Origin of the sequence: Haloarcula sp. JP-Z28, assembly GCF_011440255.1 — an archaeon.
Taxonomy (GTDB): Archaea; Halobacteriota; Halobacteria; order Halobacteriales; family Haloarculaceae; genus Haloarcula; species Haloarcula marismortui.
Genome location: NZ_JAAOHT010000016.1, coordinates 18,636 through 37,014, shown reverse-complemented (window position 1 = coordinate 37,014; position 18,379 = coordinate 18,636). Strand labels below are relative to the sequence as shown.

The following is an 18,379-nucleotide window of genomic DNA, read 5'->3' as shown; positions in this document are numbered from 1 at the left end:
TGTGGAGCATCTTCGAACCGTTGGTGAGCATGATTTTCGGGATGGACCGTCGCTGTCGGCGGCGGACTGCCGCCGACGCGACAGTGTCACCACTGACGACCGCTGTCCGGCCCGATGGACAGTTACCGGAAGAACCGGTCGTCAAGTGGTTGATTCGCTGGAACAGACCTGCGGACACCAAGTGCTGTCCAAACTGCGCGAAGCGTCATTTCGCAAAACTCCGTGAACGACCACCGCAAGAGGCGGCGCCCCCCCCACGGCAGGGCGCCGCTAGGCTTTACACCGCATCCAAGCAGACGCCTCCTCTAACCCGATGTGATCGACTGACCCTCGGTGGCGTCGAAGTCGTCGATGTCCAGCATCGAAACGGCGATATTGTCCACGAACTGGCCGAACCGCCGGCCTTCGACCCGGGCGAGACAGTCGAGGGACAGATTGACACGGCATTCCGGACGTACTGTATGCGTGCCCACACGGCCAGTCACGTCCTCTATGGCGCTGGTCGCCGGCTGCTGTCAGATCTCGGCTACGGGGGCTTTGACATCAGCGCGACGGTCCCTGACAACGCCGACGACGACTTCGGACCGGCTATCACCGGGAAGGTGCGGGTAGATTTCGAAACAACGACCGAAATCGACGACGAGACACTCACCGAACTTGAGCGGCTGACTAACCGCGCCGTCTGGGAATCCTACGACGTGACCTGGGAAGAAATTCCGCGGGACGAGGCACTGGGTCGCGACGATATCGCGTTCAACACGAAGACAGAAGAGGGAATCGAGGGCGAGACGGTTCGGGTCGTCACCGTTGACGGCTGGGACGTGGCCGCCTGTGGTGGGACACACGTCGGGAATACACGTGAGATCGGGCCGGTGACAGTGCTCGCTCGCTCCAACCCCGGCGAGGGGTTGACTCGCGTTGAATTCGCTGTCGGCCCGCGAGCGATCCGCCAGCGTGCGACCGAGCACGAGCGAGCGATGGCTGCCGCCCAGTCGCTGGATACGAACGTTGCTGAACTCTCGGATGCTGTCGACGGACTCCAGTCGGAGCGCGACGACCTCCGGGACACAGTATCGACCCTCCGAAAGCGCCTCGTCGATTCTCGTCTCGCTGACCTGCATGATGACGCCATCAAAGCGGACGGGCGGACGTGGCTCGTCGGCACTGTCGCAGGGCTTGACGCGAACGCGCTCGCGGACCGAGCAGAGTCCGCCGTCAACGACGACATCGACGTGGCCGCGCTGGTCGACGCTGACGGCCAGTACCTGGGCGTCGGGACGACCGGCGGCGTCGACGCCGGTGAAGTGGTCGGTCAGGTGACTACAGAGTTCGGTGGCGGCGGTGGCGGGCGACCGACAGTCGCTCAGGGCGGTGGACTCAGCGCTGATGGCGATGACATCGTCGCTTTTCTCAAAGACCTCTCTGGAAACGTGGATTGAGTGGGTACAACTGGCAGTCAGTCCGTCCGCTTCGCAATCGGCTTCGTTCCCGTTTTCGTGGTTGATAGCTGGGCCAGTACGTACATGCCTGCCGGCAGGAATCTCACACCAGATACCGATGGTACATCGCATTCTCTGTGTGGACCCGGACGAGGACGCCCGCGAGGAGACGGTCGCTAAGCTCCGGTCGGAGTTGTCGGACCAGAGCCTCCGTTTTGAAACGGCTGGAACACTGGCCAGCGCGGAGGCCGAACTGACAACGGACACCGCGGCAGTCATCACCGAATACGAACTCCCCGATGGGACTGGGTTCGACCTCATCGGGGCGGCACAGACGGCCTGTCCGGACGCCGGGTGTATTCTCTACACCGACACCAACCCGGACACCATCGACACCACGGAACTTCGCGGCTCGATTACGGAGTTCGTCGGTAAGGATTCGGTTTTCGGGACGGAGCGCCTTTCGCAACTGCTGGGGACGACCATCGAAACACGCGTTCAGGCGACGTATCCGGTCCCACAAAACGAGGCCGAACGGCTGGCGGCGCTCCGTTCGTATGACCTCGACAGCCCGGACCTGCAGGCATCGCTGGACCGAATTACCAACCTCGCGGCTGACCACTTCGATGTCGACCGGGCTTCGATAAATATCATCAACGAACACAGCCAGGACTTCCTGGCCTGCTACGGCGACGCTCAGGACTGGGAGTCAATGGACCGCGAGGACTCTATCTGCACGTTTACGATTCTCGAAGACGACGACGTGATGGCCGTCGAAGATGTCACCGAGGACCCTCGCTTCGAGACCCGGAGCGAGACCCTGCTGGACATGGGTATTCGAGCGTATATGGGGGCGAACCTGATCACCTCGAACGGACTGGTTATTGGGCCGCTGTGCGTGTATGACGACGACTCACGGGAGTTCTCGGCGGCCGATGAGGCGTACCTCTGCGACCTCGCTGATGTCGCAATGGACCTCATCGAACTCCACTCACGGCTGGATAGCGTCGCCGGAGACACAGGGGGAGCGCAATGACTACAGAGACTGATGGTGGGTACAAGTTCCCCGACGGTATCCCGATCAACCCGATCGATCCGGGGACTATCGTTCTTGTCGCTGGGCCGGCCCTCAGCCGGGCGGAGGCCGTCGCACGAACGCTCGTCGCCGGCGGCAGCGACGCCGAGGAGGGGATGCTGTACATTTCGACGAACATGACCGCGGAAAAGCTGCTGAACGCCTGTCGACAGACCCAACCGTCGTTTGACGACACCAGAATGGGGGTCATCGACTGTAGCGGGCAAGACGCCGCGCAGTCTGCGCTGGGCGAGCGCGTAAAGTACGTCTCGACACAGAGTGACTTGACCGGCATCGGGATGAAGTTCTCGGCACTGTATGAGGGGCTGTACGGGACCGTCGAACACGGTCGTGTCCGGACTGGACTGATAAGCCTCTCATCGCTATCGATGTACGTCGACCTGCGGGCGCTGTTCCAGTTTGCACAGACCGTCTCTGGTCGCATTGACAGCGCCGGGGGCCTCGGTGTGCTCGCTATCGACCCGACGACCCACGACACGAAAGCAGTCAACACGTTGAGTCAGGTCGCAGACGGGCGTATCGAAGTCAGAGAATCCGAGAGCGGGGCGGGCGACGGCGAACTCCGGGTCCGTGGTTTGCCAGACCAGCCCAACGGCTGGCAGCCGTTCACCCTCTCTGAATAGCAACCGGGGACTCAATCGCCCCGGTTTGGCGTCCCGTTGAACCGCGCAACTTCGTTTCGCAGTGCGTCCCGTTTCAACAGCCCGAACCCGATGAGAATACAGATGAATCCGACACCCGTGTAAACCGTCGGCGTCTCCCCGAGGAACAGCAGTCCGGTGGCGGCGGCGACGACCGGCGCGGCGTAGGAGACGAGATTGATCTCGATGGGTCCCAGCCGCTCCAGCAAATCGAAGTAGATGAGGAAGCCGAGCGCGCTGGCGACGACGACCAGATACAGCAGCGCCAGCACGGCTTCAGGAGTCCATTGAACGTCGGCCATCGACTCGGAGGCACCGAAACTGATGCCGTGCATGAGCACCGCACCGAGCAGCATCGACCACGCTTCCATCGTCTCTATCTCCAAGTCGTCGTCGAACCGACGGGTCAACACGCTCCCGAGAGCAAAGGACGTGGTCGCGAGGAATACAAGAAACAGCGACACGGTCCGGGGGTTGAGAAGGTTCCCCGGGTCGGGGTTGCTGAGAACGCCGACACCGAGGAACCCGACAAGGAGGCCGACGATGCCCAGCGTCGTGAGCCGTTCGTCCGGGAGAAACGCACGCGCGAACCCGGTCGTAAGAATCGGCGAGAGGCTCACGACGATAGCGGCGGCGGCACTGGTGGTTCCTTGCTCGCCGACGAACAGGAAGATGTGGTATGCGGCGATCAGGAGTGAGCCGCCGATACCCACGACAATCCAGTCGGTCCGACTCTTCGGGACCCACTGGTCGGTAGCGTACACCGCGTAGCCGAGCATCAACAGGCCGGCGAGGTCGTACCGGAACGCCGCAAACAGGATTGGCGGGAAATACTCCAGCCCAGCCTTGATCGCGGTGAAGGCGCTGCCCCAGGCGATTGCGAGCGCGACGAAGAGGATGGCGTTGCGGAACCGCATCGTCCGCTCAGTCGGCCGCCTCGCCGCCGTCGTCCGGCTCGTACGTCTCCGCAATCGCGTCGAGGGCCTCGTGATGCTCCGTCGTGTGCGGCGCGGTCAGCGGCGAGACGCTGACCTTTCCGTCGACGACGGCGCGACGGTCGGTCCCCTCAGGGTCGGGGATGTCGCCGTCGGCCATGTGCTCCCAGATGCGGTCGTGGAGCGTCACAGCGTCGCCATCCTGTTCGGCGTCCATCTCGTAGAGGTGGGACGGTCGGGTGACCGTCATCTGTGCGTCGCCCCACTCGGCGACGGGGGCGTTGATATTCAGGTAGTCGCACTGCTCGAACACGCCGGCGTCGACGGCGTGGTCGGCAAGGTAGGTTGTCGCTTTCGCTGCCTCGCGGTAACTGTCGCCGTTGGCCTCGATGTCCGCGAAGGCGGCGTCTTCGCGGACCGGGATGTACATCGAGACGGCCATCGCCGGCACGTCAAAGAAGGTGGCCTCGACGGCGGCGCTGACGGTCCCCGAGCGGCCGAGAACGTACGCGCCGAGGTTCGCCCCGCGGTTACAGCCCGCGACGACGAGGTCGGTGTCGGTGACGAGCGCTTCCAGCCCCGCCACGACGCAGTCTGAGGGCGTCCCCTCGACAGCATAGCCGAGTTCGTGCTCGTGGACGGTTACTTCGTGGGAAATAGCCCGACCGACCGCGCTCTGGTCCTCCGCCGGGGCGACCGCGGTCACGTCGCCGACCGTCGAGAGACCATCGTACACTGCCCGGAGGCCGGCGCTCTCGATGCCGTCGTCGTTCGTCAGCAGAATCGTCGGCTCGTCCATACGCTCCGTGGGGCCGTCCCCGAGAAAAGCCCACCGCTAGCGGGCCCGGTCGATGACCGTCTCGCCGTCGACGACAACGTTGTACGCCTCCTCGTCGTCGTTCCACAGCACCAGCGCGTTCTCGAAGGACAGCAGGTCGCCGTAGTCGGCTTTCCGGAGGTCCTCGTTCAGTATCGACGCCTCGGTGAGCACGGCGAAGTGGTCGACCTGCTGACTTCCATCGCCCAGCAGATACAGCGGATTTGCGCCCTCCCGCTCGGCGAGGTCGTGGCTGAGTTTCACACCCAGAAAATTCACCCGGTCGGTGACGTAGTTCTCGGCGTCGGCCATCGGCGCGTGGATGCCCCGGTCCGGTGTTACATCGTGCACTCGCTTGCCGTCGGTTCGCAGGACGCTGTAGGCGAACTGCACGTCCGTATTGACGAACTCGCCTGTCCCGCCGGCAGGGTCGTCGAGGCGCTGTTGCATGGTTGGCACCTCGATGTCCGGCTTGCGGTCGAACGACCACGACTCGCTGTTGGGGGACTGGTGAGGCCAGAGTCGCACGGTCGGCCCATACACCGTCGCCGGGCCGCCGTCGGCCACCTCGCGCTCGACAGTTCGGAGCTGTATGGCCGTGTTCCGGTCGGCGGGGGCCAGCGCCAGCAACGTCCCGTCGTCGGCAAGCGCCTCGACGTACCGGTAGAGGGTCGCCGCCGCGTCGTCGAGTTCGCTGAGGACGTTGCCGAAGATGATGAGGTCGTATCCCTCGTCGGTGCTGTCGTCGCTACCGCTGTCCCCGTCTCCGGCCCCACTACCGCTGTCGTCGCCGACAAGCGGCGACGACGGGTCGAACTCCTCGGCGAGTGCCCGGTGAATCTCCCAGCGGACGTTCTGGCCGCTGTCCTCCAGCAGATGTTCCAGCACGTCCGCGGCGGCGCTCGGTTCGACCGCGTGGTAGTCGAGCAGCGCGTCGTCCGGAAGCAGGTCGCGCAGGGCGACCGCCGGGCCGCCGACACCGGCCCCCACGTCCAGCACTCGAAGCTGTGACGGGAGCAGGCCGTCGGCGGCGAGGTCCGCAAGGACGTACTTCGCCACGGCGTAGTAGTCCGGGAGGTGGTAGACGGCGTAGCCCAGCGCGGTCAGTTCGTCGTATTCGACGGCCTGGCCCTGCAGATACCGCTCTTTGATGTCGCGGATACGCTCACGGAATTCGTCACCGCTGTCGCCGCTGTGCCACTCCAGCCCGCCCCACTCTGTCAACAGGTCGATGACCTGCTGTTCGTAGCTGTCGGGGAACCGGTCGACACCGTCGAATGCTACCGACAGGCGACCCTCAGGTGCCGGCACGAAGGTCCCGTCATCCTGCTCGACGATGCCAAGGTCGAATGCCTCCTCTCGGAGTACTTGCTTGACGACGGCGGGGTGGGGCTGGCCCTCGACGTATTCGTGTAGCTCCTCTGGGTCAAGCGGTCGGACGTTCCGGAGGTACTGGGCGTTGTCGCGTATCTGCTGGCGTGTGTCCTGGTTCATGAGAGTTGCTCGTAGAGCCGCTCAAAAGTATCTGCGTCGGCGTCGGCGAGTTCGCTGGCGGCGTCGGCGACCGCGTCCGCGCCGTCGAATGTCCGCTGGATATCGGCGTACACCCGCGAGTCGCCGCCGGTCACCTGCTCGACAAGGTCGAACAGGCCGGCCGAAATCGGCGTCTGAAACTGGTCGGGCACGTCCGCGGCGGCCATCGCGAACGCGAGTACGGCGGCGTGAGCGCTGGCCTGTACCGTTTCCATGGCTTCGTCGTGGTCCGACACCGTCGTCTTGAAGCAGTTGTTTCCGGCTGCAGCGATTGCGTCGACGACGGCAGTAGCATCGGGTCCCAACGCGTCAGCGACGACAGCGACGTTGCCGGGCGCGTTCTCGGGGGCAAACAGTGGGTGCAGGCTGAGTCGCTGGCCATCGGGCATCGCGTCCCGCATTGCTGCGATGGGGCCTGCCATGCTCCCCGTTACGTCAACGATTGCGTCCGTGGCACACGGCGCGAACTCGTCGATAGCCGTCTCGGCGACAGGCATCGGCACTGCGATACAGACAACATCGAAAGTCTCGGCCGCGTCGCTGGCGACAGCGCGCCCGCCGACCGCGTTTGCAGCAGCTTCAGCAGCCGACTGGTCGAGGTCGGTAAAGGCGACGGCCGCGTCGGCGTGGGTCCGGACTGTGCGTGCGAACCACTGGCCCATCGCGCCGGCACCAACGACGAGGACGTTCATCGGCCCAGCGTAGCCCGTCCCGTCTCAAAAGCCGTTCGGTCACACGCCTGCTCGCCGCGACACCGCAGGTGACGATGGCCGGGTAGACAACCGTCGAATAGCCCGCTGTAGTCCGGTTTCCCCCTCCTAAACGCTTATCTGTCGGCCCTGAGAGAACGGTGACATGAAGCGCGTTCGATTCCGTGATACTGGGGGGAACGTTCGCGGCGGTCGCTGGACCGTCGAGGACGGCGAGCCCGTCGTCACCGCCGCCGCCGGACCGTACGGCCGTATTGCCTTTGGCGACGAGTCCTACGACCCCGACGAGGTGGACATCCTCCCGCCTTGCGAGCCGACGAAAGTCGTCTGTATCGGGCGCAACTACGCCGACCACGCCGAGGAGATGGACTCGGAGCTTCCGGACCGGCCGATGCTGTTTCTCAAAGCCCCGAACGCCGTCGCGTCCCACGGCAAGCACCTCACGATGCCCTCGGGGAAGGAACGCATCGACTACGAGGCTGAACTCGGCGTCGTCATCGGCGAGCAGTGTCGGAACGTCAGCGAATCGGGCGCGATGGACGTCGTCGCGGGCTACACCTGCGTCAACGACATCTCCAACCGTGACGACCAGCGACGGGAGCAGAACTGGGTCCGCGGGAAGGCCTTCGACAACGCGTGTCCAATCGGCCCGCTCGTGGCCACGCCAGAGCACGTCCCGGAAGACGCCAGTATCGAACTCCGTCTCAACGGCGAGACGAAGCAGTCCTCCTCCCGCGAGCACCTCATCTTCTCTGTCCCCGAACTAATCGCCGAAATAACGTCGTACATGACGCTGGAACCGGGCGATGTCATCGCCACGGGGACCCCTGAAGGGGTCGGACCGATGGAAGACGGCGACGAAGTCGAAGTCGAAATCGAAGGTATCGGCACGCTCAAACACAGCGTCAAGATTCCGTAGGCGGCTGCCACACTAGTTCGGTAGTTATTCCACGACGACCGCGCCTCTCATCCCCAGGCCCTTATGCGGTTTACAGGAGTACAGGTAGGTCCCGGTTTCCGCGAAGGTGTGCTCGTAGGTGTTCCCTTCCTCGGCGACGAGTTCCGAGTTGAGCGGGCCATCGCCTTTTGAGACGATGTTGTGTGGCCCTCCCTCGCCGGTCCACTCCCAGCGGACGGTCGTCTCGGTCGAAATCTTCAGCGCCGGGGGGCCGAACGCGAACTTCCCACCGTTCCCTTCCACACCGGCGGTAACAGTTGTAGTGTCAGTGTCGGTGCGGTCGACAATGGTGCCGTCGAAGTTACTCGCCGCTGCGAGCCATTCATCAACAGTGTCGTTACCCGAAGACGGTGGCTCTTTCACAATAATCGCACCTTTCATGCCACCGTCACGATTGGGTTCGGAGACGTAGCGATACTCGCCGGTCTCCTCGAAAAAGTAGTGATACATTGTTCCGGCCTGCGCGTTTGTTCGGCCGCTGTCGAAGGTATCATCGAGGGCGACCACGTTCTGCTGGCCGCCGTGCCCAGTCCAGTCCCACCGAACTGTCGTCATCGGTGGGATTTCAATGACAGGCGGGTCGAACGCCAGTCCGCCGTCCATCTCCTGCCCAACCCAGACCGTTGGCCGAGACTCGGGGCCGAACCTGCGGGGCTCGCCGTCGTAGCCGTTGGCATCATCAAGCCAGTCGTCAAGCGACTCGGGCGTCGATTCAGGCGTCGCGGTTGGGGTCGCAGTTTCCGTCGCGGTTTCAGTTCCGGTTCCGGTTTCGGCTGCTGGTTCTGAACTACTTCCCGAGGACACGCACCCGGCGGTAACGGCAAGCGCTGTCAACCCTGTGCCTGCGAGAAACTGTCTGCGAGTGGAGGGCCGTTGCATAGCAAGCTAGTTGTTGTCTTTCGATGATACAAAAGGGAATGCCCCCTTTCCAGATTCTGGAAATGAGGTACCGACTGCTGCGTTATTCGACGACGACCGCACCTTTCATACCGAGGCCCTGGTGCGGTTGACAGGTATACAGAGATACTCCGGTTTCCTCGAAGGTATGCTTGTAGGTACTGTCTTCCTCTGAAACGAGTTCTGAATCAAGCGGACTACCGTCGTCCGAAATAACGCTATCCGACTCCATCTGACTACCGTCAGTCGAGAATACATTGTGTGCTGCGCCAGCGCCGGTCCACTCCCAGATGACCGTTGTCCCTGTTGAAATCTTGATCGTGGGCGGGTCAAACGCGTACTGACCGCCATTGCCTTCTGCGCCAACGGCAACTGTGGCTTCAGACTTACCGGTGCGGTCGGTAATGGTCCCGTCGAAGTTGCCCGTTGACCCGAGCCACTGATCGATGGCAGGGTATCCTGAGGACTCCCGTTCTTTGACGATGACCGCCCCTTTCATTCCCTCATCGCGGTGGGGCTCGGAGACGTAGGGGTACTCGCCGACCTCGTCAAAGATGTAGTTGTAGCTCGTCCCGATCTGGGCGTTCGTCCGACCACTGTCGAAGGTACCATCAAGCGCGACGACGTTCCGTTGACCACCATGGGAAGTCCAGTCCCATGTAACGTTTGTCATCGGCGACACTTCGATGACTGGCGGATCGAATGCCAGGCCCCCGTCGGTTGTCTCACCGACCATGATCACTGGCTGTGAGAGGGGGCCGTACTTGACGGGCTCGCCATCGTAGCCGTTGGAGTCGTCAAACCAAGTGTCAAGAGATTCTGGTGTCGATGTAGCGGCTTCGGTCTCATTGTCAGTCGGGCCTGTGCCGCTTGAGGAAACGCACCCGGCGGTAACGGCGAGCGCTGTCAACCCCGTGCCTGCGAGAAACTGTCTACGCGTGGAGGGCCGTTGCATAGCAAACTAGTCGTTGATATTCGATGATAGAAAAAGGGGTGCCCCTTTCCAGATTCTGGAAACAAACAGTCGCCCTTTATCTGAGGGTGGTTTATATTCCCGACACTGACTGGGAGCGGCTGCCGGGGTACCGCAGGACACCGTGGGAACAATATCCCACAGCTTTCACGTCGATGCCCCGTCATATCGAGACCGAACCGTCCGCAGAACCACTTCCACCCGTCCCCTGAGAGGGCCCCTCCGTGGCATACAACGACGCGAGCGAGACACAGGCGCTGTTCGACGCCCTCGCCGACCCTGACTGTCGCGACATCCTCAGGGTGCTCGACGAGCCGTTGCCAGCCAAAGAGGTTGCCTCGGTCTGTGACCTGCCCCAGACAAGCACCTACCGGAAGCTCGAATAGTTGAGCGAGGCCGAACTGGTCGCTGAGGAAACAGAGGTGCGTGCCGACGGTCATCACGCGACGGCGTACATTCGGGACTGTGACGGGGTGTTCGTCGGGATCGACGCCGACGGCGCGTTCGAGGTCGACGTGCTGCCTGCCGAGGAGCGGCCAAGCGACCGGCTCGCACTCCTGTGGTCGCGCGTCAGCGAGGAACTATGAACGGAGATATCCCACTCATCGTCATCGGATTCAAGACGGTAACAGTGTTACTTGGCGGGCTCATCACCTACTTCGCTGCTCGCGCAGCGTTGACAACGAGGGCGACCGGGCTCACGTATCTCGCCGTCGGATTCGCGACCATTACTGTCGGGTCGCTCATCGCTGGCGTCGCGGACCAGCTGTTCGGTTTACCCACCGATGCCGCACTGATTTTCGAGAACGCGCTCACCGCGGTCGGCTTCGCCGTCATCGCGTATTCGCTGTACGTCACCAGTCGCTCCACGCTGGTAACACGATAAAATCTGCCAGACAGCTATCCGTTATTCGACGACGACTGCGCCGACCATCCCGAGCGCCTTGTGCGGGACACAGTTGTAGAGGTAGGTGCCGGTTTCCTCAAACGTGTACTCGTAGGTGGTTCCTTCCTCTGCGACAGCCGAACCCGAGTCAAGCGGCCCGTCGCCTTCGGACTTGACGTTGTGGCCGGCCCCCTGGCCGGTCCACTCCCAGACGACCGTCGTTCCGGTCGAGACGTTTATCGCCGGCGGGTCGAAGGCGAACGCGCCGCCGTTGCCTTCGGCCCCGACGGAGACGGAAACCTCGTCTTGGTCCGTCATCACGACCATGGAGCCATCGAAATTCGACGACTCGCCAACGTAGTCTGCGACCTCGCTCGGCGCTTCGGCGGTTTCCATCCCACCGCTGCTCTCGGTGTCCATTTCCTCAGTTTCAGTGGATTCCATCTCCTCGGCTTCGGTGGTCTCCATTTCTTCGGCTTCCGTCTCGTCGCTGCCACCGTCGCCGCCGGACCCGCCACAGCCAGCGAGGAGTCCAGCGCCTGATACGGCCGCCGTCGTGCGAATGAACGTCCGTCTGTCGAGGTCGTTTGTCATGCATTTAAAGTTATGACTGTGTACTTATAAGGAAGTCGCTTCTGTCGTTTGTAAAGAAACAATAATTGAGGTTTTGACCACCCCGCTGTCCCGGGATACCAACACAGTTCGGACGGGGATTGATGCGGATACAGGCATATACTGTAACTAATGGGAGTGTCCGTTTGCCGATGACTGTCTGGCTTCGCGGTGACCACCTCATCCGGCGGTCCGGACCCGTCGCTCGACGACCTGACGAACCGGTGCTTCTGATAGAATCGGAGTCGTTCGCCCGCAAGCTGCCGTACCACCCACACAAGCTGATTCTGCTGTTCAGCGCGATGCGACATTTCCGCGACAATCTCCGGGACGACGGCCGAACGGTCCGATACCAGCAGACAGAGACCTTTGAGGACGGACTGGCGGCACACTTTGAGGCCAACCCTGACGACACACTCGTGACTCACCGACCGCAGACTGAGTCCGCACAGGCGCGCCTCGAATCGCTGGTCGCCGAGGCAGGCGGAGCCGTCGAGTTTGTCGCCGACGAACGGTTCCTCTGCGCATCGTCCCAGTTCGACGAGTGGCGCGGCGACGGCCGCTACCGCCACGAGGACTTCTACCGGTTCATGCGCCGGGAGACGGGCTACCTGATGGCGGATGGCGACCCAGTTGGCGGCGAGTGGAACTACGACGACCAGAACCGTGAGACGCCACCCGACGGGTGGACGCCACCGGAGCCACCGCAGTTCGAGCCGGACGACGTGACCGAAGACGTTATCGAGTGGGTCGATTCGACGTTCGATGGAAGCTACGACGAGCGACCATACGGCGGTGACTGGGCCGACCCAGAGCCGTTCCGCTGGCCCGTCACTCGCCGCCAAGCCGTCCAAGCACTGGACCATTTCGTCACGGACCGGTTGACTGAGTTCGGCTCGTACCAGGACGCGATACTGGAAGATGAGTGGGCGATGAGCCACAGCCTGCTTTCCACGTCGCTCAATCTGGGACTCCTCGGCCCTGCGGAGGTCATCGAGCGCGCTATCACCGCCTACGAGGACGGCGATGCGCCACTGAACAGCGTTGAAGGGTTCATCCGGCAGGTGCTCGGCTGGCGGGAGTTTCTTCGGCACGTGTACCGCCGGGAGATGCCCAGTCTGGCCGAAGCGAACCAGCTTGGCGCGAACGAGGCCTTGCCCGACTTCTACTGGAACGGCGACACCGACATGGCGTGTCTCTCCGACGTGGTCGACGGGGTCCGGGAGCGCGGGTATTCACACCACATCGAGCGGCTGATGATTCTCGCGAACTTCGGCCTCATCTATGGCGTTGAGCCGGCACAGCTGAACCGCTGGTTCCACGCTGGCTACGTCGACGCCTTCCACTGGGTGACGACGCCGAACGTCGTCGAGATGGGGCTGTACGGCGCGGGCGTGTTCGCCACCAAACCCTACGCCTCCTCGGCGAACTACGTGGACAAGATGAGCGACTACTGCTCGGGCTGTCCGTACTACAAAACGAAGACCACGGGTGACGGAGCCTGCCCGTTCAACGCGCTGTACTGGGACTTCCTCGACCGCAACGAGGAGACGCTCCGGTCGAACCACCGGATGGGACTGATGTACAGCCACGTCGACAACAAAAGCGACGAGGAACTCGGGGAGATACGCGAACGGGCCGCAGAAATCCGTGAAATGGCGACCAAAGGCGAACTCTGAGCGCCGCTGTCTTGTGGGAAACCGTCGGCGCTTGCCTACTCGTCTCCGTCCGCAGCGTCGGTCGCCTGCCGCTGTTGCATCTCATGGCGGGTGAACTGTGGCGTCGACAGCGCTGGTCCGCGCCGTCGGCGGAACGACCACGCGAGAATTCCGAGCACCGCCGCGCTCCCGCCCAGTGCGAGGCCTGCTGGCTGAAGCCCGCTCACGGTGTAGAGGTAGGCACTCACCGGCACGCCGGCACTGGCGACGATACCGAGCAGGAGTCGCTTGGCGAGCACCCGGCTTAGCCCATCAGAGTCTTCGAGCACGGTCTTGACGAGCAGTTCTTCGCGCTCGACTCTGTCGAGTGCGTCCTCCACCTTCGGGGCTGCCCGCACTGCTGACCGGGTCGAGCCAGTCACTGCCTCTTGGATTTCCGTCTTGATCTGCTCTCGAACGTCGTCCCCAGCGCCCTGCTCCATGACGTACTCGGAGATGATCTCGATGAAGTCGAACTCGGGGTCGAGCGTGCGACAGACGCCTTCAAGGACCGTCGTTACCCGGACCACCAGCGCCAGATCCTGTGGCAGCCGCATCGGGAACTCGTACAGTTGCGTCTCGAACTGGCCGACGAGCTGTTCGATGCGGTACTCACTGATGTCCTCGCCGCGGAACTGCTCGATAACGATGTCGAACGCTTCCCGCATCACGTCACGGTCTGCCATCGGGTCAAGCGCACCCATCTCGACGAAGGCGTCCATCACGCGGTCTACATCATCAGTCGCCAGTCCGACGTAGAACTCAAGCAGCTGGTCCTGTGTTCGGGGACCGAGGTAGCCGGTCATCCCGAAATCGTAGAAGACGAGCGTCCCGTCGGGCTGGACCGCCAGATTGCCGGGATGGGGGTCAGCGTGGAAGAGGCCGTCCTCGACGATCATCTGGATGTACACCTCTTCGAGCCGGCGGACGAGTGCCGGCCTGTCGATGCCGAGTTCGTCCAGCCGCTCTACGTCGTCGATTTTCACGCCGTCGAGGTACGTCATCGTCAGCACGCGGTCCGTCGAGTGGCTCCCGACGACGTCCGGGATGGCGATGTCGTCGTCGTTTGCGAAGTTGTCGCCGATTTCACGGAGCATTCGCGCCTCGTGGCCGTAGTCCATCTCCCGGCGGACCGTCGTTGCGAACTCTTCGGTGAGATTTTCCAGCGTAAATGCCTGGCCCGGGTCCGCGCCGTAGGTGAGCACGGGCAGCAGCGTCGACAGCACGCGCAGGTCGGATTCGACGCGCGTTCTGATGTTGGGTCGAAGCACTTTCACGGCGACCCGCTGGCCGTCGATCTGTGCCTCGTACACCTGGCCCAGCGAGGCTCCCGAAATGGCTGTCGTGTCGAATGCCTCGAACAGCGTATCGATATCGTCGCCCAGTTCGCGTTCGATAACTGGCTCGATGGTCGCCCACGCGTCAGGTGGGACGTTGTCCTGTAGCTCTGAGAGGACGCCGACGTACGCCCGTGGCAGGGCGTCAGGCCGAGTCGAGAGCATCTGTCCGAGTTTAATGAACGCCGGGCCGAGGTCGACGAACGTATCCTTCAGGTAGCGGGCGCGCCGCGTCCGCGTCTCGGGGGCCACTGACCGGGACCGGCCGAACAGGAGGAACCGCTTCCGGTCCCGGCCCCACTGCCAGAGCAGCGGGACGAACTGCCAGACGATGACGAGCGCCCGCCAGAGCGCGCGGAGCCGAACGCCGAGGCCGCCCGGCTGTGACACTGTCTCTCCTGTCGGCTCGTCGGCGACACGCTCCTCAGCAGTCACTGTTTGCAAGTGAGGCCCGGCGACAAATGAGTCTGCTGGAGACGGCTCAGCGACGGAGGAACCCGAGCAGCCGGTACGCCGAATCAGGTGTGTACCGGCGGAACGCGAGGCTGTTTGCGAGCACCGACACGGACGAGGCGGCCATCGCCGCGGCGGCAAGCACCGGCTGGAGGAGTCCCAGCGAGGCCAGCGGAATCATCACCGTGTTGTACCCGAGTGCCCAGAAGAGGTTCTGCTTGATCTTCTGGAGCGTGGCCTCGGAGATCCGGATGGCCTTCATCACGTCGGCGGGGTCGTCCCGGAGCAGTGTCACGTCTCCGGCCTCGATTGCCACGTCGGTCCCCGAACCGATAGCACAGCCGACGCTCGCGGCCGCCAGCGCTGGCGCATCGTTGACGCCGTCGCCGACCATCATCGCCTGGTCGCCGTCGCTCTGGAGTTCATCGACGGCGTCGGCTTTGTCCTCCGGGAGCACGTCGGCCATCACATTGTCGGGGTCGATTCCGACTTCCTCAGCGACAGCGCGGGCAGTCCGCCCGTTGTCGCCGGTAATGAGCCAGACGCCAAGCCCGCGCTCTCGCAGCCCACTGACGGCGGCCTTCGCCGATTCTTTGACCGTGTCCGCGTCGGCGACGATGCCAATGAGCCGATAGTCCGGGTCGCTGTCGCCCTCGGTGTCGTCATCGTCTGCATCTTCGGCCAGCGCGACCAGCATCGCCGTCTTGCCCTCGCGTTCGAGCGCGTCCATCCGCTCCTCCGCCGGCGCGGTGTCGACGCCGGCCTCGGACAGCAGTTTCCGGTTGCCGACGAGGACGCGACCGTGGCGCGTCGTCGCCTTCACGCCCTGTCCGGGAACGTTCTCGAATTCGTCGGGATCATCGACTTCGATACCGCGCTCGCGTGCGCCGTCGACAATGGCCTCAGCCAGCGGGTGTTCGCTGGCGTGTTCGGCGCTGGCGGCGACTTCGAGGACGAACGCCTCGGTCCGTTCGCGCTCGGGCTTGAGCGCCCCGCCGTCCGTCGCAGGACCGACAACCTCCACATCCGTGAGTTCCATCTCGCCTTTCGTCAGCGTCCCCGTCTTGTCGAAGACAACGGTGTCGACCTCGTGGACGCGTTCGAGCACGTCGCCCCCCTTGAACAGGACGCCGTTGCGCGCGCCAATAGCCGTCCCGACCATCGTCGCCGCGGGCGTCGCCAGCCCCAGCGCGCAGGGACAGGCAATCAGGACGGCAGACGCGAACACGACGATAGCGAACTCGCTCACGCCAACGCCGGCCGGGCCGCCCGCGGCCAGCCCCCACAGCGGGAGCGCGTCGACGACTGCAGCCAGCGTCTCCGGCGCGACCGCCCACAGCACCGCCCAGAGGACGGCGTTGCCGATGACCGCCGGGACGAAGTACGCCGAGATGCGGTCGGCGACGTTCTGGATGTCGGGCTGGCGCGACTGGGCCTGCCGGACCCGCTCTGCTATCTGCTGGATAGCCGTCTCCGAGCCGATTTTCGTCGCCTCGACTTTGAGGACGCCGTTCTGGTTCACCGTCGAGCCGATGACTTCGTCGCCCTCACCTTTCTCGACCGGGACCGACTCGCCGGTCACCATCGACTCGTCGACCGCCGAATCGCCGTCAACGACGACGCCGTCCGTCGGAATCTTCTCCCCGGGCCGGACTTTCAGCCGGTCGCCGACCCCGACCTCGTCGATGGGAATCTCTTCCTCGCTGCCGTCCTCGCGGACGACCGTTGCCGTGTCAGCCTCCATCTCAAGCAGTTGCTGGATGGCGGCTCCGGCCTGGCTCTTCGAGCGGGCTTCGAGGTAGTTTCCGAGCGTGATGAACACGAGGATCAGCGCGGCCGTGTCGAAGTACAGCCCCGTGCTCGCGATGAGGCCGGACAGCGCAGCCACCGAGTAGACGTACGCTGTCGAGGAACCCAGTGCGATGAGCACGTCCATGTTCGCCCGCCCGTTGTTGACCAGCGCCTTGTAGGAATTCTCGTAGAACGGCTTGCCCAGCAGTATCTGGACCGGCGTCGCCAGCGCGAACGCAACCCAGCCCTGTGGCACTCCCAGCACCGTCTCGCCGACGAGGCCGAGCGAGAACAGGTGGTCCGCCATGAACAGCAAGAGCGGGGCCGACAGCACCGCTCCGAACAGCGTGAGCCGGAGCTGTCTGCGCGTCTCCTCGTTGCGCGCGGCGGCACGGCGGTCAGCGCCGGACTGCTCACCATCGTCGCCATCGCCGTTTGCACTCCTACTGTCCTCCCTTACGGGTGTATAGCCGGCGGATTCGATAGCGTCGTAGAGGTCCGCACGCGACACGTCGGCCGGGTTGTAGGTGACCTGGGCTTCGTCGGTGGCGTAGTTCACGCTGGCGTCGATGACGCCCGCGGTCCCTTCCAGCGCCTCCTCGTTGGCGTCTGCACAGTTCGCACACGACATGTCGGTGATGCCGACGGTCACCGTCTCCGTCGCCACACCGTAGCCAGCGTCTTCGACGGCGGCGACGATATCAGCCAGTGACACCACGTCAGGGTCGTACTCGACGCTCCCCCCGTCGGTAGCGTAGTTCGCGTCGACGGACGAGACCCCGTCCAGCTCGCCCACCGACTCCTCGATAGTGCCCGCGCAGTTGGCACAGCTCATCCCCGTCAGTTCGAGCCGAGTGGTCCGGTTACTCATCTTGTTTCATTGTACGTCCTCCGTATTCATGCGGTTTGTCCCTTTGATTCGAATCTCAAAGCAGACTATTAGGTTGGTATCCAAACTCCCACCGCCGGAAAGTCAGCAATCAAAAGGGACTATCGTAGTTTAGGCACTGTCTTTCAGCGACTTGTACTGGTCGACAAATCGCCCTGCACAGGACCCACAGCAGAAGTAGTATCGCTCTCCGTCGAGTGTGCGCTGCTCGCCTTCTTCATCGACGGTGTTGCCACACTCCGCACAGTCGGGCGCGAACTCCGCCGCACCTAGCCCGGCGGTCCACTCGCTGTCCGCAATCATCCGCACCTCGTAGCGGTCCACGTCCCCGAGGTCGACGTGTTCGGCGAGGAGTTCGCTCGCGTCGGCCTGAGGAACGGTCGCCGCGAGCACGACTCGGCCGCCGGCAGTTCGATAGACCCGCTCGACGGTGTCTGCGTCGCTGACCGACTCGGCGATATCGGCGGCCCGACCCGGCTTTGCATCTATCTCGATCAGGACCGGCACGCCGGCCTGTAACAGCGAGCGGTCGACATCGACAGTAAACCCCTGTATCAGTCCCATTTCGACGAGTCGGTCGACGCGGTCCGAAACTGCAGGGGCCGAGAGGTCAACTCGTTCGGCGATGTCGCTGTATGGTCGCCTCGCGTCTTCGAGCAGCAACCGGAGGATTTCGTGGTCCGTGTCGTCGAGTCCGGGCATATCGGACCAACTT

General features: G+C 63.5%; 17 protein-coding genes and 2 pseudogenes. 8 read left to right on the top strand and 11 right to left on the bottom strand.

Annotated elements, in window-relative coordinates:
* Positions 1-122: 122 nt before the first annotated feature.
* Positions 123-254: pseudogene (locus G9463_RS08830) on the bottom strand (ISH3 family transposase); the annotation flags it as partial.
* A 63-nt stretch (positions 255-317) separates the two neighbouring features.
* Here G9463_RS08830 and G9463_RS08825 point away from each other — a divergent pair.
* The 3 genes and pseudogenes from G9463_RS08825 to G9463_RS08815 form a co-directional block, all read left to right on the top strand.
* A pseudogene (locus G9463_RS08825) lies at positions 318-1,439 on the top strand (DHHA1 domain-containing protein); the annotation flags it as partial.
* 118 nt (positions 1,440-1,557) lie between these two features.
* On the top strand, positions 1,558-2,475 hold the full coding sequence (locus tag G9463_RS08820; RefSeq protein WP_193569575.1) for a GAF domain-containing protein: 918 nt from the start codon (positions 1,558-1,560) through the stop codon (positions 2,473-2,475).
* The gene (locus G9463_RS08815) at positions 2,472-3,158 is read left to right on the top strand and encodes a hypothetical protein (RefSeq protein WP_165896492.1); all 687 of its coding nucleotides are present in this window, start codon (positions 2,472-2,474) and stop codon (positions 3,156-3,158) included. The genes G9463_RS08820 and G9463_RS08815 overlap by 4 nt, the downstream gene beginning before the upstream one ends.
* An 11-nt stretch (positions 3,159-3,169) precedes the next feature.
* Here the strand turns inward: G9463_RS08815 and G9463_RS08810 are convergent, their stop codons facing one another.
* From G9463_RS08810 to G9463_RS08795, 4 genes are read right to left on the bottom strand one after another with little or no spacing between them, the layout of a single operon-like run.
* On the bottom strand, positions 3,170-4,093 hold the full coding sequence (locus G9463_RS08810; RefSeq protein ID WP_165896491.1) for a DMT family transporter: 924 nt from the start codon (positions 4,091-4,093) through the stop codon (positions 3,170-3,172).
* A gap of 7 nt (positions 4,094-4,100) precedes the next feature.
* Positions 4,101-4,910: a 5'/3'-nucleotidase SurE gene (gene surE, locus G9463_RS08805; protein ID WP_004962440.1), complete on the bottom strand. Its 810-nt coding sequence runs from the start codon at positions 4,908-4,910 to the stop codon at positions 4,101-4,103.
* A 36-nt stretch (positions 4,911-4,946) separates the two neighbouring features.
* The gene (locus G9463_RS08800) at positions 4,947-6,422 is read right to left on the bottom strand and encodes a class I SAM-dependent methyltransferase (RefSeq protein WP_165896490.1); all 1,476 of its coding nucleotides are present in this window, start codon (positions 6,420-6,422) and stop codon (positions 4,947-4,949) included.
* The gene (locus tag G9463_RS08795) at positions 6,419-7,153 is read right to left on the bottom strand and encodes a prephenate dehydrogenase/arogenate dehydrogenase family protein (RefSeq protein WP_127013386.1); all 735 of its coding nucleotides are present in this window, start codon (positions 7,151-7,153) and stop codon (positions 6,419-6,421) included. The genes G9463_RS08800 and G9463_RS08795 overlap by 4 nt, the downstream gene beginning before the upstream one ends.
* Positions 7,154-7,316: 163 nt before the next feature.
* On the opposite strand from G9463_RS08795, the gene G9463_RS08790 reads away from it, so the two are divergent.
* On the top strand, positions 7,317-8,090 hold the full coding sequence (locus tag G9463_RS08790; protein ID WP_004962437.1) for a fumarylacetoacetate hydrolase family protein: 774 nt from the start codon (positions 7,317-7,319) through the stop codon (positions 8,088-8,090).
* 24 nt (positions 8,091-8,114) lie between these two features.
* Here G9463_RS08790 and G9463_RS08785 read toward each other — a convergent pair whose 3' ends face one another.
* Together G9463_RS08785 and G9463_RS08780 are read right to left on the bottom strand one after the other, a co-directional pair.
* A complete protein-coding gene (locus tag G9463_RS08785) occupies positions 8,115-8,933 on the bottom strand; it encodes a halocyanin domain-containing protein (protein WP_165896510.1) in 819 nt (272 codons plus the stop codon).
* A gap of 157 nt (positions 8,934-9,090) precedes the next feature.
* Positions 9,091-9,981: a halocyanin domain-containing protein gene (locus G9463_RS08780; RefSeq protein WP_240149981.1), complete on the bottom strand. Its 891-nt coding sequence runs from the start codon at positions 9,979-9,981 to the stop codon at positions 9,091-9,093.
* Between the two features lie 242 nt (positions 9,982-10,223).
* Between G9463_RS08780 and G9463_RS23985 the strand changes: the two genes are divergently transcribed.
* Genes G9463_RS23985 through G9463_RS08770 form a run of 3 tightly spaced genes read left to right on the top strand, consistent with a single transcriptional unit; the run spans position 10,224 to position 10,885 of the window.
* Positions 10,224-10,385 (top strand): winged helix-turn-helix domain-containing protein, encoded by a 162-nt coding sequence (locus tag G9463_RS23985; RefSeq protein WP_370457902.1) that lies wholly within the window; start codon positions 10,224-10,226, stop codon positions 10,383-10,385.
* Positions 10,386-10,586, top strand: coding sequence for a hypothetical protein (locus G9463_RS23980; RefSeq protein ID WP_240149980.1), 201 nt, complete (start codon positions 10,386-10,388; stop codon positions 10,584-10,586).
* A complete protein-coding gene (locus tag G9463_RS08770; protein ID WP_004962433.1) occupies positions 10,583-10,885 on the top strand; it encodes a hypothetical protein in 303 nt (100 codons plus the stop codon). Before G9463_RS23980 ends, G9463_RS08770 begins: the two co-directional genes overlap by 4 nt.
* A gap of 21 nt (positions 10,886-10,906) precedes the next feature.
* Here G9463_RS08770 and G9463_RS08765 read toward each other — a convergent pair whose 3' ends face one another.
* The gene (locus tag G9463_RS08765) at positions 10,907-11,479 is read right to left on the bottom strand and encodes a halocyanin domain-containing protein (protein ID WP_004962431.1); all 573 of its coding nucleotides are present in this window, start codon (positions 11,477-11,479) and stop codon (positions 10,907-10,909) included.
* 170 nt (positions 11,480-11,649) lie between these two features.
* Here G9463_RS08765 and G9463_RS08760 point away from each other — a divergent pair, with 170 nt between their 5' ends.
* Positions 11,650-13,176 carry a cryptochrome/photolyase family protein gene (locus tag G9463_RS08760; protein ID WP_165896489.1) on the top strand — a complete coding sequence of 509 codons (1,527 nt, stop codon included), beginning with the start codon at positions 11,650-11,652 and terminating at the stop codon, positions 13,174-13,176.
* Positions 13,177-13,211: 35 nt separating this feature from the next.
* On the opposite strand, the gene G9463_RS08755 is transcribed toward G9463_RS08760, so the two are convergent.
* The 3 genes from G9463_RS08755 to G9463_RS08745 form a co-directional block, all read right to left on the bottom strand.
* Entirely contained in the window at positions 13,212-14,966 is a 1,755-nt protein-coding gene (locus tag G9463_RS08755; RefSeq protein ID WP_165896488.1) for an AarF/ABC1/UbiB kinase family protein, read from the bottom strand.
* A 46-nt stretch (positions 14,967-15,012) separates the two neighbouring features.
* Complete coding sequence (locus G9463_RS08750) at positions 15,013-17,646, bottom strand: heavy metal translocating P-type ATPase (RefSeq protein WP_165896487.1); 2,634 nt, start codon at positions 17,644-17,646, stop codon at positions 15,013-15,015.
* Between the two features lie 129 nt (positions 17,647-17,775).
* Positions 17,776-18,366 carry a winged helix-turn-helix transcriptional regulator gene (locus G9463_RS08745; protein ID WP_165896486.1) on the bottom strand — a complete coding sequence of 197 codons (591 nt, stop codon included), beginning with the start codon at positions 18,364-18,366 and terminating at the stop codon, positions 17,776-17,778.
* Positions 18,367-18,379: the final 13 nt, after the last annotated feature.

Coding starts and splice junctions, on each gene's coding strand:
- G9463_RS08820 (WP_193569575.1), top strand. CDS start 1,558: ATGGTACATCGCATTCTCTGTGTGGACCCGGACGAGGACGCCCGCGAG.
- G9463_RS08815 (WP_165896492.1), top strand. CDS start 2,472: ATGACTACAGAGACTGATGGTGGGTACAAGTTCCCCGACGGTATCCCG.
- G9463_RS08810 (WP_165896491.1), bottom strand. CDS start 4,093: ATGCGGTTCCGCAACGCCATCCTCTTCGTCGCGCTCGCAATCGCCTGG.
- surE (WP_004962440.1), bottom strand. CDS start 4,910: ATGGACGAGCCGACGATTCTGCTGACGAACGACGACGGCATCGAGAGC.
- G9463_RS08800 (WP_165896490.1), bottom strand. CDS start 6,422: ATGAACCAGGACACACGCCAGCAGATACGCGACAACGCCCAGTACCTC.
- G9463_RS08795 (WP_127013386.1), bottom strand. CDS start 7,153: ATGAACGTCCTCGTCGTTGGTGCCGGCGCGATGGGCCAGTGGTTCGCA.
- G9463_RS08790 (WP_004962437.1), top strand. CDS start 7,317: ATGAAGCGCGTTCGATTCCGTGATACTGGGGGGAACGTTCGCGGCGGT.
- G9463_RS08780 (WP_240149981.1), bottom strand. CDS start 9,981: ATGCAACGGCCCTCCACGCGTAGACAGTTTCTCGCAGGCACGGGGTTG.
- G9463_RS08770 (WP_004962433.1), top strand. CDS start 10,583: ATGAACGGAGATATCCCACTCATCGTCATCGGATTCAAGACGGTAACA.
- G9463_RS08765 (WP_004962431.1), bottom strand. CDS start 11,479: ATGACAAACGACCTCGACAGACGGACGTTCATTCGCACGACGGCGGCC.
- G9463_RS08760 (WP_165896489.1), top strand. CDS start 11,650: ATGACTGTCTGGCTTCGCGGTGACCACCTCATCCGGCGGTCCGGACCC.
- G9463_RS08750 (WP_165896487.1), bottom strand. CDS start 17,646: ATGAGTAACCGGACCACTCGGCTCGAACTGACGGGGATGAGCTGTGCC.
- G9463_RS08745 (WP_165896486.1), bottom strand. CDS start 18,366: ATGCCCGGACTCGACGACACGGACCACGAAATCCTCCGGTTGCTGCTC.